Annotated in this window: 18 protein-coding genes; 5 read left to right on the top strand and 13 right to left on the bottom strand. The window is 39.2% G+C overall.

The window, feature by feature from the left end; all coding sequences use genetic code 11:
* Nucleotides 1–29 precede the first annotated feature (29 nt).
* The 3 genes from AACH28_RS19660 to AACH28_RS19650 form a co-directional block, all read right to left on the bottom strand.
* Nucleotides 30–839: a DUF1080 domain-containing protein gene (locus AACH28_RS19660; protein ID WP_083295832.1), complete on the bottom strand. Its 810-nt coding sequence runs from the start codon at nucleotides 837–839 to the stop codon at nucleotides 30–32.
* Between the two features lie 67 nt (nucleotides 840–906).
* On the bottom strand, nucleotides 907–3,348 hold the full coding sequence (locus AACH28_RS19655) for a TonB-dependent receptor domain-containing protein (protein WP_115046647.1): 2,442 nt from the start codon (nucleotides 3,346–3,348) through the stop codon (nucleotides 907–909).
* A 99-nt stretch (nucleotides 3,349–3,447) separates the two neighbouring features.
* Nucleotides 3,448–3,729 carry an ATP-dependent Clp protease adaptor ClpS gene (locus AACH28_RS19650; RefSeq protein WP_046671971.1) on the bottom strand — a complete coding sequence of 94 codons (282 nt, stop codon included), beginning with the start codon at nucleotides 3,727–3,729 and terminating at the stop codon, nucleotides 3,448–3,450.
* 78 nt (nucleotides 3,730–3,807) lie between these two features.
* Between AACH28_RS19650 and AACH28_RS19645 the strand changes: the two genes are divergently transcribed.
* Nucleotides 3,808–4,854: a 3-oxoacyl-ACP synthase III family protein gene (locus tag AACH28_RS19645; protein WP_070563148.1), complete on the top strand. Its 1,047-nt coding sequence runs from the start codon at nucleotides 3,808–3,810 to the stop codon at nucleotides 4,852–4,854.
* Between the two features lie 73 nt (nucleotides 4,855–4,927).
* On the opposite strand, the gene atpG is transcribed toward AACH28_RS19645, so the two are convergent.
* From atpG to AACH28_RS19610, 8 genes are all read right to left on the bottom strand, one after another.
* Nucleotides 4,928–5,827 (bottom strand): ATP synthase F1 subunit gamma, encoded by a 900-nt coding sequence (gene atpG / locus AACH28_RS19640; protein WP_088162934.1) that lies wholly within the window; start codon nucleotides 5,825–5,827, stop codon nucleotides 4,928–4,930.
* Between the two features lie 77 nt (nucleotides 5,828–5,904).
* A complete protein-coding gene (atpA, locus tag AACH28_RS19635) occupies nucleotides 5,905–7,479 on the bottom strand; it encodes a F0F1 ATP synthase subunit alpha (RefSeq protein WP_075994168.1) in 1,575 nt (524 codons plus the stop codon).
* Between the two features lie 54 nt (nucleotides 7,480–7,533).
* Entirely contained in the window at nucleotides 7,534–8,076 is a 543-nt protein-coding gene (gene atpH / locus AACH28_RS19630; protein WP_341831283.1) for an ATP synthase F1 subunit delta, read from the bottom strand.
* A 29-nt stretch (nucleotides 8,077–8,105) separates the two neighbouring features.
* Nucleotides 8,106–8,606 carry a F0F1 ATP synthase subunit B gene (locus AACH28_RS19625; protein ID WP_046671966.1) on the bottom strand — a complete coding sequence of 167 codons (501 nt, stop codon included), beginning with the start codon at nucleotides 8,604–8,606 and terminating at the stop codon, nucleotides 8,106–8,108.
* A gap of 96 nt (nucleotides 8,607–8,702) precedes the next feature.
* On the bottom strand, nucleotides 8,703–8,891 hold the full coding sequence (gene atpE / locus AACH28_RS19620) for an ATP synthase F0 subunit C (RefSeq protein ID WP_021188666.1): 189 nt from the start codon (nucleotides 8,889–8,891) through the stop codon (nucleotides 8,703–8,705).
* Between the two features lie 34 nt (nucleotides 8,892–8,925).
* Complete coding sequence (gene atpB, locus AACH28_RS19615; protein WP_341831282.1) at nucleotides 8,926–10,122, bottom strand: F0F1 ATP synthase subunit A; 1,197 nt, start codon at nucleotides 10,120–10,122, stop codon at nucleotides 8,926–8,928.
* A 488-nt stretch (nucleotides 10,123–10,610) separates the two neighbouring features.
* On the bottom strand, nucleotides 10,611–10,826 hold the full coding sequence (locus AACH28_RS25545) for an AtpZ/AtpI family protein (protein WP_075994172.1): 216 nt from the start codon (nucleotides 10,824–10,826) through the stop codon (nucleotides 10,611–10,613).
* Nucleotides 10,827–10,909: 83 nt separating this feature from the next.
* Complete coding sequence (locus AACH28_RS19610; RefSeq protein ID WP_341831281.1) at nucleotides 10,910–13,135, bottom strand: helix-turn-helix domain-containing protein; 2,226 nt, start codon at nucleotides 13,133–13,135, stop codon at nucleotides 10,910–10,912.
* A 196-nt stretch (nucleotides 13,136–13,331) separates the two neighbouring features.
* On the opposite strand from AACH28_RS19610, the gene AACH28_RS19605 reads away from it, so the two are divergent.
* The 4 genes from AACH28_RS19605 (at nucleotide 13,332) to AACH28_RS19590 (ending at nucleotide 16,961) form a co-directional block, all read left to right on the top strand.
* Nucleotides 13,332–13,829, top strand: coding sequence for a phosphoheptose isomerase (locus AACH28_RS19605; RefSeq protein ID WP_286842896.1), 498 nt, complete (start codon nucleotides 13,332–13,334; stop codon nucleotides 13,827–13,829).
* A 283-nt stretch (nucleotides 13,830–14,112) separates the two neighbouring features.
* Entirely contained in the window at nucleotides 14,113–14,811 is a 699-nt protein-coding gene (locus AACH28_RS19600) for a hypothetical protein (protein ID WP_341831280.1), read from the top strand.
* 10 nt (nucleotides 14,812–14,821) lie between these two features.
* A complete protein-coding gene (locus tag AACH28_RS19595) occupies nucleotides 14,822–15,931 on the top strand; it encodes a hypothetical protein (RefSeq protein ID WP_088162938.1) in 1,110 nt (369 codons plus the stop codon).
* Between the two features lie 34 nt (nucleotides 15,932–15,965).
* Nucleotides 15,966–16,961, top strand: coding sequence for a hypothetical protein (locus AACH28_RS19590; protein ID WP_341831279.1), 996 nt, complete (start codon nucleotides 15,966–15,968; stop codon nucleotides 16,959–16,961).
* A 72-nt stretch (nucleotides 16,962–17,033) separates the two neighbouring features.
* On the opposite strand, the gene AACH28_RS19585 is transcribed toward AACH28_RS19590, so the two are convergent.
* The gene (locus AACH28_RS19585) at nucleotides 17,034–18,143 is read right to left on the bottom strand and encodes a zinc finger domain-containing protein (protein ID WP_341831278.1); all 1,110 of its coding nucleotides are present in this window, start codon (nucleotides 18,141–18,143) and stop codon (nucleotides 17,034–17,036) included.
* Nucleotides 18,144–18,166: 23 nt separating this feature from the next.
* On the bottom strand, nucleotides 18,167–19,321 hold the full coding sequence (locus AACH28_RS19580; RefSeq protein ID WP_341831277.1) for an SPFH domain-containing protein: 1,155 nt from the start codon (nucleotides 19,319–19,321) through the stop codon (nucleotides 18,167–18,169).
* Nucleotides 19,322–19,339: the final 18 nt, after the last annotated feature.

The raw sequence follows: 19,339 nt of genomic DNA, 5'->3' as shown, positions 1-19,339 counted from the left end.
ATAGAAAAAGCAGCTTAAAGCTGCTTTTTCTATTTTAGAACCTTAACGGTAATATTCTTAAACCAGACGTCATTTCCATGATCCTGAAGACCGATAAGCCCTGATTTGCTATCGCCACCAACATGACTCAACAATTCAAAAGCCAAAGGCCATTTTTCTTCACTGAATTTACTTTTTTGCAATAAATCAATCCACGACTTATCCCATAATGTATATTCAACAACCTTTACACCATTTTGAAAATGCTCGACCTTGCCATTGTTTACTCTGATCTTAACCTTATTCCACTCGCCATACGGTTTACCATTCTGCGGCTTGGCAGGAATCATATCGTACAATGAAGTCGATTTACGGTTTCCATCTACCCCCATTTTAGCATCAGGATGGTTTTCATTGTCCAAGACCTGGCATTCTGGAGACGAGATATAAATCGGCTGTCCTTCCACTTCCTTCGCTAAAAAGAAGATACCCGAATTTGCTCCTTTAGCAACTTTCCATTCCATCTCCAATTCGAAATTCTTAAAATCATGAGCAAAGACCAAATCTCCGCCTTCTTCTTTACCAACATTAGCTTGGCTATCAAATTTGATCGCCCCCTCATTAATTACCCATCTTTTCGGGACTACGGTCTTATCATATCCTCTCCAGCCTTCCAGCGAAGTACCATCAAAAATAACATAGGCTCCAGCTTTATTCTTTTTAAATTTCTTGATATCTACACGAGGTAAATCTAAGATTTTGTAAGCAGGAACCTCTTTTTTTGCTTGCGCTACGGCAGTATTAAGATGTGCTGAAAAAGCAATCACCGATACCGCAAGAACTGTTTTTAATAACTTCATTCTTTTTAGTTTTAGGTTTGTTTTAAAATTAAATTTAAGCATTTGAGTGTATAAAGAGGAATATTTTTTAATATTCCTCTCCACCGCCCATTTCATTTGTATTTGACTCTTTCTTCTTTGATTTGTTTAAATCTTGGCTACCAAACCGATAGGAAAGTGATAAAGTTACCATCCGCTTCATCCAACGGTGCTCAAAATTGGATATAAGTTGAGAGGTTTCTGTCACACCATTCATTTTCCGCGAATTAAATACATCTCTAACATTCAACATAATTGAAGCTTTCTTCTTAAACACATCTTTTTTCAAGGCCAGATCCATACCTTTCATTGCATTCATCTGTCCCTGAGCCATTACACGGGAAGAATTATACTCGCCGCGCACTTGTGCAGAAAATGTTGGCGTAAAACGATAATTAGCGGTCAGATTAGCATTATAAGCGAAATCCTTTCGTTCTTTAATATCATAGTCCGGGTTTGCATTATACTGAATGTGGATCAAATTGAGATTAAATGTAAAGTCAAAATCCTTCGTTGCGTTGATCTTTGAAATAAACTCAAAACCCGAAAGATTACGACTGGTCATATTCTCCCATCTACTGTATGTTCTTCCATCCTCTATCTTGTAAACAAATGGCTGAATAACCTCACTTGCGTGATTGAAATAAGCCGAAGATATGAGGTTTACTTTACCAAAGGTTTTGGCAAAGCTCATTTCCAAACTGTGCACATCTTCCGGTTTCAGATTCGGATTTCCCTGACGATAATTCAAATCATCGGATACGTTTAAAAATGGGTTAACTTGCCAACCACGAGCCCGTTGAACACGGCGCGAGTAGCTAAATTGAACTTTATCACCATTTTCACCAACATCGTAGGTTAAAAACAGTGTTGGATATAACCTGAAAAATTTCTGTTTAGCATTGGATTCCGTTTCCACAGCAGCTGGATCCTTGGAGAAATAGGTAGACTTCAGCTCAAATTGTTCTCCACGTAGTCCGATTTGATAGCCAATTTTATCCGTTAATTTATTTTGATAATTCGCATAGATCGCATGGACTGTACTCGTGAAATCAAAATCGTTGCTGATTCTATAATCTGGCACATAGTTACCTATAGAATCGAGTGATCTGGAAAACTGGGTATCAAATGACTTTCTGATTTGAGAACGGTAACCCGCCTCAAATTTGCTTACTTCAGAGAAAGGTAAAACATAATCTAATTGAAGGTTGATATTCTTGCCATCCTCAGACGTAACATTCTTCCGTGAAGTGGCCTTCCGTCCATCGGTATAATTTTGAGAAAAATCATTTGTACCATCTTCCTTGTCTCTTCCATAACTTGCATTCCCGGTCAACTCCTCTCCTTCTCGCTTAAATTGATGTTTAAAATCAGCATTTAATTCATAACCCAGATCGTCCTCAAATTGCGTTGAATTTCGAACACTCGTTCCTGTCATCTGCGATTGCTTGAAGAACTCATAATTCAAGTCCTCTATTCGCTTGTTATCACGTATACTTAAATTACCCGAAAAACTCAATGAAGTTCGATCTGACATATTATAATCAAACCCAGCTTTTACCGTATGGCTATTGCCCTTTCTTGACGATTCGGATTCGCTATAATTACGCGTGCTATCACCAAAAAACGTGTTGTCCGTTTTCCCACTTCCCAACATGTTTCGTTTATTGAAGTTATAGGATCCGAAGTAATTGAATTTCCGATCACGATAATTCAATGTTATACCAGCCATATAATTATCATAAGAACCAGCGGATGTATTTATCGATCCGTTCAGCCCTGTTCGAATATTTTTCTTTAAAACAATATTGATAATCCCAGTTTGGCCCTCTGCATCATATTTAGAGGATGGATTTGTGATGACTTCAACTTTTTCAATTGAATTGGCAGGTAGACTCTGAAGCAAAGAAGTTACATCATTTCCTGCTAAAGCAGACTCCCGGCCGTCGATTAAAATCTTCACACTACTTGATCCACGCAAACTGACCGATCCATCCTGATCAACTTGCAAAGTGGGAACATTAGCAAGCACATCAGTCGCTGTTCCACCCGCGCTGACCAAACTCTCACCTACATTGAAGATTTTACGGTCTATACCAATCTGCATGGCTGGAGCTCGTCCTTCAATAACAACTTCATTCAACATATTACCCGTAGGTTTCAAAGCAATTCGACCTAAGTCCTTACTTTTACCCCCTAAGACCGCTATACTATCTATAGTTTGTGTCTCGTAGCCAACATAAGTGATACGGACAATATATTTACCAGGTTTAATATCAGACAACAAAAGGAATCCTTGGGATACAGACTGTCCCCCCTTAACAAGAACGTTACTATGGGCGTCCAAGAGCGCGACACTAGCCGATGAAATAGGTTTAGAGGTTTCGCTATCAACTAAAATAGCTTTGATTTGACCTGTTTGAGCAAAAAGGACAACAGGTAAAAAGAATACAAATAAGAAAGATTTAAACGATTTAGCGTAAAAAAACATGCTTCAGCTTAGTTTATAAGTTATAGTGCAAAGAAAACTAAAACTTATAGACAAAATTGAAGCGTAACCATATTATTACGGTAACAAAAGAATAGTAAATTACTCCACAGAAACAGTCAATCCCTCGGCTTTCAGAATTTTACGATAGATTTCCATCTCCGTATAGGTGCCTTCCAATACAGCACATTTCCCCTCAGTGTGTACTTTCCAGGCAATCTTCTCAGCTTGCTTCTCGGTATATTGTAAATGATAGATGAGACAATGAATCACATGTTCAAACGTATTGGTTTCATCATTCCACAAAATGAGTCGATTAGACTCTTTCACAGAGGCTAATATCTCTTCTAACGTAAAGGTTTCTTCAGCAGTTTGGGTACCCATGCTGCAAAAATAGAATATTTTTTTCTAAATTAACGATAATATAAAAGGGAAGAATACAATCAATTAGAGGAATTTATTATGTTACAGTCAAAAATTGCAGGAATTGGCTATTACGTTCCAAAAAATGTATATACCAATAATGACCTAACACGCTTTATGGATACCAGTGACGAATGGATTCAAGAACGAACTGGCATTAAAGAACGTAGATATGCAGACCGAATAGGCGAAACCACCACCACTATGGGGGTCGAAGCCGCTAAAATTGCCATCGAACGAGCCCATATTACACCTGAAGATGTCGACTTCATCATCTTTGCCACCTTATCGCCAGATTATTATTTCCCGGGCTGCGCCGTTCTACTGCAACGGGAAATGAAGATGAAGGAGGTCGGGGCGCTGGATATTAGAAACCAATGTTCAGGTTTTATATATGCACTTTCTATTGCCGATCAATTTGTCAAAACAGGGATGTACAAAAATGTGCTAGTGGTTGGTTCGGAGAAACACTCTTTTGCACTTGACTTTTCTACGAGAGGACGAGCCGTTTCTGTTATTTTCGGCGATGGTGCCGGAGCAGTGGTTGTGCAACCCACAGCCGAAAACGGCAAAGGAATCCTGAGCACGCACTTACATTCAGACGGAGACGATGCCGAAAAGCTAGCTATGTATTATCCCGGTGCATCCAGTGGAATTTGGCTGGATAAAATGCCCGATTGGCCGGACCAAGAATTGGGAGGATTATTGATGACCAAGGAGATGCTCGAAGATGGGACTGCGTTTCCAAATATGGATGGACAGGCCGTCTTCAAAAAAGCTGTTGTCAAATTCCCTGAGGTTATTCATGAAGCACTAGCAAAAAATAATTTAAAAACTAATGATATCGATTTATTAATTCCACATCAGGCCAATCTTCGCATTTCACAATTTGTACAGAAAACACTTGGATTAAGGGAGGATCAGGTATTCAACAATATTCAGAAATATGGTAATACCACTGCAGCCTCTGTACCGATAGCACTATGCGAGGCTTGGGAAGAAGGAAAGATTAAAGACGGTGATCTCGTATGTTTGGCAGCTTTTGGAGCAGGATTTACGTGGGGTTCAGCCTTAATTCGATGGTAGATAATAGCGTATATAGAAAAAGGGCTGATCATGTGTGATTAGCCCTTTTTCTATATATTTCGGAATAAAAAAATTATCCGTTTGATAATGCTGCTGCACCAGATACGATCTCCGTCAATTCTGTTGTAATTGCAGCTTGACGTGCCTGGTTGTAAGATAGCTTAAGTGATTTGATTAAGTCACCAGCATTCTCTGTAGCTTTATCCATTGCCGTCATACGTGCTCCATGTTCAGAGGCATTCGAATCTAAAACAGCTTTGTATAATTGAATCTTGATTGCTTTAGGAATCAACTCCTCGATAATCTTCTCTTTGGAAGGCTCGATGATATAATCCACCTCAGCTTCTATTTTTGCTTTATGCGTATGTTGTTTGTTTTCCTCCGCAGGTAATAATGGTAAAATCTGCTCTGCAGTCAACTCTTGAACTGCTGCATTTTTGAACTGATTATAGATCACTTCAACACGATCAAAATTACCTTCTTTGAATTGTTCCATGATAAATTCAGTCACCACAGATACAGAACCAAAATTTAAATCAGAAAACAAATCAGAGTGATTAGCTACCATATTGAAGTTACGTTTCGAGTAGAAGTCATAACCCTTTTTACCAATACCAATGATACTCAAATTACCCTTTGCATGTTGCTCGGCATATTTGTTAAAGATCAAGTTATTAGTCGCTTTGATAACATTTGCGTTGAATGCTCCAGCCAAACCTCTGTTCGAAGAAACAACAACGATCAACACCTTATTTGGCTCGCGGTCCACTGTAAAAGGAGAGTTACTTCCCTCAACACTCGCAGAAACATCCGCCAAAATATCTCTTAGTTTATTCGCATATGGGCGCAATTGTAAGATAGCGTTAGTAGCGCGCTTCAATTTAGCAGCCGAAACCATTTTCATAGCTTTCGTGATCTGCTGTGTTGATGATACCGAGGTAATCCGGTTTCTTACTTCTTTTAAATTTGCCATATTTGTTTTAAGTATTAAGTACCTAGTATTGAGTATCGAGCCTTGTCGATAGACTCAATACCAAATACTCATTACTATTAATATTTTGATGCTAAATCCTTAGCTACTGTTTCTAATACTGCAGTTAATTCATCGGAGAACTTATTCGCTTTAAAAGCTGACAATACTTCTGGATGACGTTGTTCCAATTGAGTCAAGAATTCTTCTTCAAATTCTCTCACTTTATTTACAGGAACATTACGCAATAAACCTTTAGTTCCGATATAAATGATCGCCACTTGCTTCTCAACAGAAACCGGAGAGTATTGACCTTGTTTCAAGATCTCAACGTTACGAACACCTTTATCCAAGACAGATTTAGTAGCAGCATCTAGATCAGAACCGAATTTCGCAAAAGCTTCCAATTCACGGTACTGAGCTTGATCCAACTTTAATGTACCGGATACCTTTTTCATCGGTTTGATCTGCGCATTACCACCTACACGAGATACAGAGATACCTACGTTGATCGCTGGACGGATACCTGCGTTAAACAAGTTAGACTCCAAGAAGATCTGACCATCTGTAATTGAAATTACGTTGGTTGGGATATACGCTGAAACGTCACCAGCTTGGGTTTCAATGATCGGAAGCGCAGTTAATGAACCACCACCTTTCACCAAGTGTTTGATCGATTCAGGTAGATCATTCATGTTGCGTGCGATATCATCTGAAGAGTTGATTTTCGCTGCACGCTCCAACAAACGGCTGTGTAGATAAAATACGTCACCTGGGTATGCTTCGCGGCCCGGTGGACGACGTAACAATAATGAAACCTCACGGTAAGCTACCGCTTGTTTAGACAAATCATCATAAACGATCAATGCTGGACGGCCTGTATCACGGAAAAACTCTCCGATAGCAGCACCTGCCATTGGCGCATAGAACTGAAGTGGAGCAGGATCAGCAGCAGATGCAGCAACAACTACTGTATAAGCCATAGCACCTCTTTCCTCCAATGTACGCACGATATTCGCAACTGTAGAATTCTTTTGACCTACGGCAACGTAGATACAAAATACAGGTTCTCCTGCATCATAGAATTCTTTTTGGTTCAAGATTGTATCGATACAAACAGCTGTTTTACCTGTTTGACGGTCACCAATAACCAACTCACGTTGACCACGACCAACTGGAATCATCGCATCGATCGCTTTGATACCTGTTTGTAATGGTTCAGTTACCGGTTGACGGTAGATAACACCTGGAGCTTTACGCTCGATAGGCATTTCATACAAATCACCTTGAATAGGTCCTTTACCATCGATCGGTTGACCTAAAGTATTTACAACACGTCCCAACAAGCCTTCACCAACTTTGATGGATGCAATACGGTTGGTACGTTTAATAGTATCTCCTTCTTTGATTTCATCAGAAGGACCTAAAAGTACAACACCGACGTTGTCTTCTTCTAAGTTTAATACAATACCTTGTAATCCGTTATCAAATTCAACCAACTCACCGGACTGAACTTTAGTTAAGCCGTAAATACGAGCAATACCGTCACCCACAGCAAGTACGGTACCCACTTCCTCTAGTTCGGCTTCTGATTTAAAGCCCGACAATTGCTCTCTTAGAATTGCCGAAACTTCATCTGGTCTTACCTCTATCATTTTAATTATTATAAGGGGTTTTTTGATTTATTTTACTTCAAGTATCAGAACAAATTAATTATTCTGATTCAAATATCTTTCCAATTTATTCAACTTACCAGCAATACTTGCATCAATTTGGCGATCGCCGATATTGACTACAAATCCACCGATCAAACTATGATCAACTTTATTGATCAATATCACCTGAGCGTTGGTTTCTTTCGCAAGTACATCTTTCATCGCTGCCAAATTAGCTTCAGAAAGTGGCGCCGCAGATGTAACTGTAGCTTTCACAATTCCTTTTACCTCGTTATACTCACGAATAAATTCTTGAGCAGTGGCATATACAATCTCGCCACGACCTTTGTTGATCATGATCTTAAAGAAAGCCAAGATACTTGGATTGATCTTATCTTTAAATAGCGCATCTAATATGTTTTTCTTCTTGTCCAAAGGAACAATAGGATTGGCAAAAACCGCTTGCAATTCTGTACTGGATTTTAAAACAGCAATGAATGAATCCATATCTGCCTTGATTGTTTCCAGTGAGCCTTGCTCGCTAGCCAGGTCGATTAATGACTTAGCGTATCTTGATGCTACTTTAAATACTGACATAATTCTATTTCGTAATTTGAGTGACCGGATTAGTTCAATTTAACGTCATTAAGCAAATCTGCTACTAAAGCTTCTTGCTTTCCTTGGTCCTCAAATTCTTTGTTTAACACTTTACGAGCAATATCCAAAGACAAAGAAGAAACCTGAGACTTAACCTCCGCCAAAGCTTTGTTCTTTTGTTCGTTGATCTCGATTTTTGCTTGTGCAATCAATTTTGCACCTTCAGCCTGTGCCTGAGTTTTCGCCTCAGCTACAATCTTATCTTTAAGTTCTTTTGCTTCCTTAAGGATAACATCGCGTTCTGCGCGAGCTTCTTTTAGTAATTGTTCGTTCTCATTTGTCAAACGAGCCATCTCTAATTTAGCCTTTTCAGCAGCCTCCAAAGCACTTGCAATACCTTTTTCACGTTCGTCTAGGGCATCAACAATTGGTTTCCATGCGAATTTACCTAATAAAAAGATAATAACCACAAGGACGATGACCATCCAAAAAAACAAACCGTACGAAAACGAATGTATTAATTTATCCATTGTTATACTATATAATGATAATTCTTATTTTTTAAGATTCAGGAATAATACAACCTGCAACCAACCGTTGCAGGTTATATCGTAAAACCGTTGTGACTATTTACCTAATAATAAAGCACCGAATGCTAAACCTTCAAGTAAGGCACCAATGATAATCATTGCAGTTTGGATTTTCGATGCTGCTTCTGGTTGACGAGCGATAGCTTCCATTGCAGAACCACCAATTTTACCTAAACCTAAACCTGCACCGATAACGATTAAACCGGCTCCAATTAAATTGTACATAATGTATGATTTGAATAATTAAAAAATTTACTAATTAATGATCGTGATGTTCTTCAACAGCCATACCGATAAATAAGGATGACAACATCGTAAAAATAAATGCTTGTAAGAATGCTACCAATAATTCGATAACCATCAAGAAGATTGTCAAGAACATGGAAACACCGATACTACCTACTACTGTCAATTGATGCTGCAATAAATAAACAATTGCAATCAGTCCCATTACGACTGTGTGACCGGCTGTAATATTTGCAAACAAACGTACCATCAAAGAGAATGGTTTTGTAAACATTCCCAACACCTCAATTGGCGCTAAAACAAATTTAAATGGAACCGGAACTCCTGGCATCCAAAAAATATGCTTCCAGTAGTTTGCGTTTGCTTTGATATTCACAATTAAGAATGTAAAAAGAGCCAAACATAAAGTTACTGTAATGTTTCCTGTAACGTTAAACCCTAGTGGTGTCAAACCAACCAAGTTTAAAATCCAGATCAAAAAGAATACAGACAATAAATATGGCATGAATTCCTTGTAACGATGACCAATGTTTGGAATAGCCATTTCGTCACGTACATAGATAACCAAAGGCTCCAATACACGTCCAATACCTTTAGGTAAATTATTAGCACCCTTTTTATACGTTTTAGCCAAACTAATAAATGCCCAAAACATTAAAAATGCAGCCAAAAACAACCCAACAACATTTTTAGTGATCGAGAAATCTAAAGGCATCGCTACAGATGGATGAAAATCAACAGCATCATGAATTTCATGAGAACCAACCACATAGGAAGTTTCAAATTCCTTTTTCTCCTCTTTCCCATCTTCATTTACAGTCATAACATAGCTACCGTCAGCATTTTTACGATACTCATGACCAGTCAAATTACCAGTAGCATCAGTCTTATAAATTTTCCCGTGAAACAATGCATAATATTGACCATCAACCTCAGCAACTTTATTACCATGATCGAATGCCGAAGCCATAAAAACTTTCAAGCCATTATCGATCAAAATAACGGGCAATGAAAAACCATAATGTTTACCTGTCTCTTCATCCGAAAAGAAGCTAAAATAATAATCATCTTGTAAGTGATGCTCAATATGGCTATTGATTTCCTCAGCCTGCGATTTTTCTCCGTGTGCATCCTCATTCGCCTTTGTTAAAAATGGCGCAACTGCAAACAGAATAACTGCTAAAAATTGAAGTGTTCTTTTAAGACTCACGATACTACTATTATGTTATTTAAAATTTTTTGCGAAAATACTACATATAAAGCACAAAAGCTACTTTAATATTACATTTTTTTGAAAAAACTATCGTTTTCACCCTTAGGATTTGTTTAAAGCCTTGTAGGCAAATATAACATCGTAAAAAAGGAATAAAACGACAACGATCAAATAGTTATATTTTAAAATATCAGCCTGCGGTTTTGCCAGCCCATTATGGATATATACATAATTTAGGACAAACTTTAGAGTCAATAATCCCAAGAAAACAAAACCAACATATTGCGGAAATTTCTGCGAACAGTAACTTATCCCCACCATGATGAGCACGGATAATATCAATTGAAAAATATAAATTTCATACAATGGAAAATGTAGATCTTCCAGGGAATGTATACCATCAAAAGATTTTAATAAAAAGAAATGAACGGCAAAAATTAATACCGCAACAAAAAATAAAATAAGGGCCTGCTTTATATATACTATCATCTATCGTTTAATCGATTCACTTGTCTAATGACTTGATATAGAGAAATTCCAATCCCTCCAAGGGTACAGATCTTCATCCATAGTTGGTTCTCAGCATGAAACTTACCGTCCAGCCAATCCCCTAATAAATAAAATGCGTAAATGGTAAAAACCATCTGGGTTGAAATAGTCGTCAGCACAAGCCACTTGTTAGGATCTTTCTTGTTTTCCATAAGCAATCTTAAGGTTATCAATGGGCTTTCAACAAACTATATCACACAATTTGTTACAAATATACGCTATAAATTTTTATTGCCTACAATCCCAAAACTTTTTGTCCAATTTTAATATCCGGATAATCAATATCTGCCCCCAAAAGCATTTTAAGTTCTGAAGAGGATTTATCCGGGTTTGCACGTATCACACCAAGAATACGATCCAACTTCTCCTGCTCGATCAACTCTGTTGCTTCCACTTCCGTACCAACAAAGTTAATTAAATGCCCATATATCGTACCAGCGACCATCCCGCGCTTAACCGCTATATCAGCAATGCTCATCCCATCCTTAAACATTTCTAAGGAAATCTCCTTTGTATCCAACTTCTTAGGCCCCTCTTCATCTGCATTTTGTGCAGCCAATTCGTCTTTTTCTTTGGTCTTCACACTGGCAGCAACATCGAGCATCGCTGTTTGAAAATCTTCCCGTTTGGAAAGCGTATCAGCAATAAGAAGACAGTGTTGCAACTGCTCGCGTTTTCGCTTGTAATCAAGCAACAGCGCTTTTAACTCGTCAATATATTTCTTCGTACGTTTTCGTATCTGGTACTCTTCGATATGTTTGGTTAAGGCCTCAATCAGATCTACATCCATTTTCGGTAAAAACCAATTGACCGCAGCAGTAGAACGTTCACAAATTACATCATAGTCGATCGCGTTTTTATCCCGCAACAAATCATACAATACGACAATAAACTTATGTGCAACTTTCTCCTGGGTCTGAAGGTGCTTGACCAATTGTTGAAAAAATAGTACTGCTTGTTCCTTTCCATCAATATTACGCTCCTCAAGTGATTTCAGTAATTCAGAAGTTTCGGCCAATAGACCGTCCCAACGGAAACCGTGCATTAAAATCTGGCCAAGATAATTCCGCTGGCATTGCTCTAGAATCTCATTTACATCAGCCTGTCCCTGAGCACGCTGCACAAATTCGACAACTTGGTAATCGGTACGGATGGCATAAGACGGGATGATCGATTTTAATACAAGCCCATCTAAACTCGTTAAACGGCTCAATGCAACGTACACCTGTCCCGCAGCAAAAGAGGTACCTGCGTCAATAATCGCTTTTTGAAAAGTTAAACCCTGGCTTTTATGAATGGTGATAGCCCAGGCCAGTCGAAGTGGAAATTGCGAAAATGTACCCAATATCTCCTCCTTAATCTGATCTTGCCCCTTATCGTAATTATACCGAATATTCTCCCAGGTCTCCCTTTTTACCGTTACAGATTCCGACCCATCAGGAAATGTAACCGTTACTGTGCCTTGCACCGTATCGATGTCCTTTACCGTACCAATCTTTCCATTGTAATATTTACGCTCATCTCCCGAATCGTTTCGAATAAACATCACCTGTGCCCCTATCTTTAAGGATAACGTTTCTTCAGCAGGGTAGGAACCCTGCGCAAAATCATCTTTGACAACAGCCTTAAGATTTAACATTTTCCCCGATAATGATGCCAACTTGGCTCCGTTTATTTCATCAGCATTTCGATTATGGGAGGTCAATGTAATATACTGATCCTCTTCATTTGGAACAAAGTCCTGTTGATAATAACCATTTAAGGTCGTTAGCATGTCACTTGTACACTGATTGTTTCGTATGGCATTCAAAATGGAAATAAAACCCTCATCTTGCTGACGATAGATTTTATTAAGCTCTAACATCACCAACGGATTATCCCTTAAAATTTTAGCGTTAAAGAAGAAAACAGAAGAATAATGATCCCGTAAAACATTCCATTCGGCATCTTTCACTACTGGTGGCAACTGATATAAATCTCCGATAAACAATACTTGTAACCCACCAAAAGGTCGCATATCGCGACGAACAGATTGCAGAATCACATTAATCGCATCCAATGTATCTGCACGGACCATTGAGACCTCATCAATCACCAAAAGCTCAAGTTCCTGCAAGATAGCCCTGCGCTGCTTGGTCAGTTTAATCGTACTGAATAAACGTGATTTATTGTAAATATGACTATCCTGCTCGTCCCAACGTAACTCATAATCTTCAATAAAGGTTCCAAATGGAAGCCAAAATAAAGAATGTAAAGTGGTTCCGCCCGCATTCATCGCAGCCACGCCCGTGGGTGCCGTAATAGCCATCTTCTTGTAGCTATGCTCACGGATATACTTCAAGAACGTCGTTTTTCCTGTACCAGCCTTTCCTGTTATAAATATGTTTTGGTTCGTTTGGTTAACAAAAGCAACAGCCTGCATAAATGCAGTATTTTCCCGATCGACTTGAAAGTTTGACATATCCTGAAATTAGATTAATCACAAAATTAGCAATTTCATTTTTAACTTCACGCGACATATTATAGCTAGAGATATCCAAAACAGCTCCATTATAACGGATTTAGATAAAGCTAAAACGGTTAACTTAAATTATTAATGGATTTTTTTTATATTTAGCAACTGAATTAACGAATAACAAATTTTTAGAATTTTTAATATGGCTATAGATAAAATCGCATTGTTTGAAAAAGTACAGGAAATGCTGACATCCAAAGGTTTTCGTATTGATAAATCAGATGCTGCACGCCCTTGGGGAGGATTTTTCGTTATCGACGAATCCCAAGCACAAGAATTTGCCGATGAGTACTTCGGCGGAATGGATGTACAAGAATTAAGAATTTCAGGAAAATTAAGCCCAAAAATTTTAATTGTCGCACCAGAGAAAAGACTTTCATGGCAATATCACCACCGTCGTGCCGAAATCTGGCGTGTTATCCAGGGGAACGTAGGCGTTATGGTTTCTGACACAGATGAAGAATCGGTTGTTTCAACATTGAAAGAGGGAGAAACAATCAGATTACGCCAAGGACAACGTCACCGTTTAATCGGATTGGACGGCTTCGGTATCTTGGCAGAGATCTGGCAGCACACAGATGCTAACCACCCTTCTGACGAAGACGATATTGTTCGCGTACAAGATGATTTTGGCAGATAATAGTCCCACAGGACCGTTACCGTCCAAACAAAGATTCCCAATTGTTGATTGGGAATCTTTGTTTTTACCCCAAACATAAAGTGCCATAGCAGCTGATTCACTCTCCCTACTTTGCATTTCATCGCTTTTAACCAAGCTCCTCCACCCCATGTCCATTTCAGGTGTTCCATAACGCAATTCATTAGAAGAGAATATTAATTTTTATTATTTTAGTAGAGATATAATCAACTATGACATGATGAGCAACGACGATACTAAAAGAGGATCCAGTATATTAAACAGTTTGAAGAAATTAATTTTTGAGGACGATCAGCCAAAGCAAACGCCACCGGCACAAGCCCCTCCGGCGCCAGCTACTAGCGCTGCTCCAGAAAGCCCCTCTGTACCACCGGCATATTCATCGCCCACGGCCCAGGCTCCAACTGGAAAAACACCGCCCCCAATCCCTATAACAGCCAATGACGGAACAACCGACCTCAAAGAAATGAAATTAAAGGTCTATGCCATTCTTGAAAAACTCAACGAACAGGGTGTAGATTTTTTCGAAGTATGGAATGCTGCTGCCGCAATGGGAAAAGTAGAGGAAAACACATTAAAAGCAGCCTATACTTCACTGAAATTTGTAGACAGTTCGTTAACCAAGGATAAACTGGTAGCAACTGGCACAAATTATGCTAATAAATTGAAAGAAACCATTGCCAAAGAATCGGAACAAAAACAGGCTGAAAAGAAAAAGACTGAACAAGACCGAACCGTGGAGATTGCAAATCTGAACACTGAAATCAAAACAATAACGGAGAATATCGCCAAATTGCAAGATGACCTACAGAAAAAACAACTCGCTTTGGGTCAAATTAATGAAAAGTACGAACCAAGAATTAAAGATATCGAACAAAAAATAAACATCGGCAACGCGGCCGTTGATGAAGTGGTCACCGAAATCAACACTGCATTGCATATGATTAATCAATCAATAACATAAAAATAAATCAATGGAAAGAAAAGATCAGTATGTTAATATTCCCGCTGAGATAAAAACGCAACTTCCGATATTTCAAGTACTGGGCGATCATTTGCCTGCACAATTAAAATCACCAGAAGCGAAGAAGACAGCTTCGTCGATCTTCTTTTGGGCGCTTTTACTTGGCGGAGCCTTTGCTTTTTTCAAGTACTTACCGATTATGCTGGAATATGCCGGGAAAAGTATACTTTTTGTGATATTCAGTATAATCCTGATTACCTTATTATTGCTAGCCCCAAAGATCATTGCGCTATTGCACCGACTGGGTACCGTCCTACTTTTTAAAGGTGAAAAATCCATCATTAGAAATAACCCTATCGAAACCTTACAACTGTTATCAAGAGATGCAAAAGACACCCTGAAACGTGTGAAGGAAAAAATCAGCAATGTAGACGGTGTCCGCATCGACATGATTCAAAGCGGTGAAACTGCTCAAAAAACAGCCGAAGAGAAGTACACCTATGCGAAACGTTTCACCGCTGAAGCGGCCAATCTCGACGAGAAATCAAAGGAGGAAACGAGCAAAAATAATGCAGAGAAGGCAAATGCTTATGCAAGAGATGCCAAAGAAACACGTACCAAAGCATTTCTATTGGGAAAAGAAGGTGAATCTGAAGAGCAAAATGCGCGCAGTTACGTACAATATGCCAATCAATTTGCAAAAGTATTGGAAGTTCTAAAAGATAATGAAAGCGCAGCGCGTATCTATGTCAGCACCTTGGATAGCAGCATTTCTATTATTTCCAAGAAGCTAGAAGCCACTCAAAAGATGAAAAATGCCACCGATGGCCTAGCCGATGTGTTCAATATCAAAGATGGCTGGGCATTTCAAGAGGCCATGAATGCAGCAACAGGTGCCATCAGTCAAAATATTGCCTCTATCCGATCGAATCTTGATTTCTTGGATCAAAACAACAACATCACCGTGGGTGGCACGCCTACTCAAGGTGAACTGGAAGAGTTTATCCGCAAAGTTGACGAACGTAATCTAAATGTATTAAACGTAACACAAATGGCCGATGCCAGCTATGAACTCAAACCCGAAGAAAAAGTAGATAAAGGATTTACATTACTCGATTAACATTAACTAAAATCAAACTTATTATACGAACATTATGGAAGAAAAATCAACATGGGCAAGATTAAGATGGCCAATCAAAGCAATTATCATCGCCTTACCTATTCTCGCAATCGGTTATTGGGCCATTCAATCGGGCAAATTTGATGCTAATTCGACAGTCCAAACAACAGATTCAACAAGCAATAATGGTCATGCGGCCGCACCTTCATCAGGCTCAGAAACGACCCGTTCATTCAACTATCAACCCGAAAAACCAATCGACGGCGAATACAAGGGTGTCGTTGAAGTGGGCGCTTCGGGTTTCAATTCCTTTGTCGTCAATATGGACAAAGAAAATCGCTGGGAGATCATTTCCAAAGACTTTGGAAAGTCATTTGCATACGAAGGATTGGCAAATACGGAAGACATCCGTAAAGGATTAAAAGATTATATAGGCATGATGCTCGACAAAGGCGTCAAATCCAAAAACATACATTTCGTCATTAGCTCCGGAGCCCAGAAAGAACCTAAAACTTCAGTTATTAGTGCTGAACTAAGAAAAATGGGCTTTGTGGTCAACTTGGTTACAGCAGAGCAAGAAGGAAAATTAGCGTTAAAATCTGTCCTGCCGAAAGCTTACGAAGATAATTCATTTGTTGTTGACATTGGCTCCGGTAATACTAAAATTTCCTGGATTGACGGTGACACAAAATCGGTAGAAGCACCTGGTGCAAAATATTATGAAAAAGACCTTAAAGATGACGCGGTCTATACAGAAGTAAAAAAATTAGGCGAGAAAATTCCGTTAAATAAAAGAGAGGTTTGTTTTATTATAGGCGGGGTTCCTTTTGAATTAGCATCGCAGACACGCCAAGGTGAAGAGCGTTTTACGGTTTTGAACGATCCAGCATCTTACAAAACAGATAAAATAAAAACAAAAAGCGGTGTCAACATCTATAAAGCAATTAAAGATGCAACCAATTGCGACACTTTCGTATTTGATTGGGATGCCAATTTCACGATCGGATTCCTACTTTCTCTAAACAAATAGTCAAGACGATTAACATAAAAAAAGCGCTGTTCTCTTTTATTGGGAACAGCGCTTTTTTTATAACCTTTTTTGTTATCCCATAAAACTCAAGAGATATAAAACAATAATGATCGCCAATACCAAAAAAGCAATTTTCCAAAAGCTATAAGGTCGTTGTCCATAAACTTTACCGTTAAATGCATTGACCATGATCTGATAACTCTTTCCTTTGTACTGATAAGCTGATAACCAAACAGGTAAAAGGATATACTTCAATTTAATGGATTTAAAATCGCTATCAATAGAATCAATATCCTGTGTATCACCACCGATGTCATTCTCAACCTGACGTTCGATTTCCCGATCCATAATAGTCCGGGCAGTCTCCGCCGCTTTTACATGATCCACACTAAAAGTTTCAGCGATAAAGCCACTTAAATATTGCTCATTGAAAGGTTTTAGATAGCCCAAATTCCAAGGTCCGATTTTATCAGAGAACTTTTCGGGAAGAGATGTTGATCCCGAAATGACAATATCCTTAAATTGGCTATAGATACTACCTGAAGCTGGATACCAATTTGTTCGTCTTTCTTCGTATTCTTCCGTCTCACCATCCGAATTGCGTCTTGTACGCGTCACATAATAATACTCGCCACGTGACCCCACATATTCAGAATGTACATCTGCATCATAGGACCAAAATGGTATATACACTCCTTTTAAACGATCATTTCTTGAATTAAAAATTCGCCTAAAGTCATTCGGAGCGAACCATATCTTACCGGCCCATTGTGTCAATAACCCAAAAGCATTTTTGTAATCAACGGAAAAGGGAACAAGACCATGTGGCTTCACAATACGCTTTTGCTGATGGTCAATTACCAAAGGTGAAGCACAAAAAGCACATAAATCTGCCGTAACATGAGGATTCAAACGCGAGTTTGCACCACAGTTACTGCAATGCACGACTTCAGCCAAATAGCTATAGCGCTCATCGGCGACTCCTTCCATTGCTTGTCCAAAAACTTTATAATCTGTAGATTCAATATGCCCATCTTCCGGTAGCTGATCCGCTATTTCATTCCTAGTTCCACAATAGGAACACGCTAAATAGGAAGTACCAGGCTGATAAGTCAAGATAGCACCACAGCCCTGGCATTTTAACCCCTGCTCTATTTCGGAGGTTTTTTCTTCAAAACTCATAAAACTCGGTCGTCCGTTTTATCCTAAACTCCTGGTATCGGTGGCGGGTTCTGCGAAAACAGATCCTTTAATTCGCCTACCTTTTCAGCCTCAATCCAGTTTTCAAGTCCCTCTTTCCAAACCAAGGTGGCAAGTGTCATCGTCCCCTCTTTTACAAGACCGCGCAGCTGTTCCGAATCAAATGGCCCTTCCTGCTTACCTTTAATGGCCAGGTAATAGGCTACCGTTTTGGGCAATGGAGGTGGTCCAACGGCCCCGGTAGACGAAGCTACAGCAGCTGAGCCCATACCAGTAGGATTATTCCCATCAAAACTGTTTTGCTGAAATACATTACCCATTTGACCAACCATTCCTGCTCCCAGCCCAGCACCAAATCCAGCACCTACGATCCCCCCACTATTGGGATTCTCAGCAGCTTTCTCCATGGAATTAGCCGCTTGAAATTGGGCATATGCCCCTAGATTACCAACGACCCCCATACTGCTTCGCTTATCAAGCGCTTTTTCCACCTCTTCTGGAAATGAAATATTTTCGATTAAGAATTTCGTTAAGCTCAAACCCAACTCATCAAAATCAACCCCAATTTTTTGTTGTATCAAAGCCGAAACTTCATCATAGTTGGATGCGAGGTCTAAGGCTGGTATCTTCGACTCAGCAATAGCATCCATCCCACGCGATACCGCAATATTTCGAAGCTGTTCTGTGATATCTTCAACAGTAAAAACAGGCGTCGTCGCAACCAGCTGTTTCATAAAAACAGTAACGTCCTTCACCTGAAAAGAGAAATTACCGAAAGCCCGAAGTCGAATTGGTCCAAATTCAGGATCCCGCAGCATAATCGGATTTTTGGTTCCCCATTTCTGATTGACAAATTGTCGAAGGTTGACAAAATAGACATCGGCTTTGAATGGGCTATTGAACCCATATTTCCAGCCTCTGATGGTTGTCATGATCGGCATATTCTGTGTTGTCAATTCATAGCGACCAGGCTGAAAGACATCCGCAACCACGCCTTCATTCAAAAATACCGCAGCCTGTCCTTCCCGCACAGTCAACTGCGCACCCATTTTTATTTCATTCTGATACCGTGGAAACTTCCACACAATCGTATCTGTACTATTATCGACCCATTCGATAATATCGACAAACTCATTCCTGATTTTATCAAATAATCCCATAAATTATTCTCGTTACAA

Origin of the sequence: Sphingobacterium thalpophilum (assembly GCF_038396785.1) — a bacterium.
GTDB classification, from domain to species: domain Bacteria; phylum Bacteroidota; class Bacteroidia; order Sphingobacteriales; family Sphingobacteriaceae; genus Sphingobacterium; species Sphingobacterium thalpophilum_A.
The sequence above is the reverse complement of the archived record's forward strand: the minus strand, read 5'-3'. Positions and strand labels throughout refer to the sequence as shown.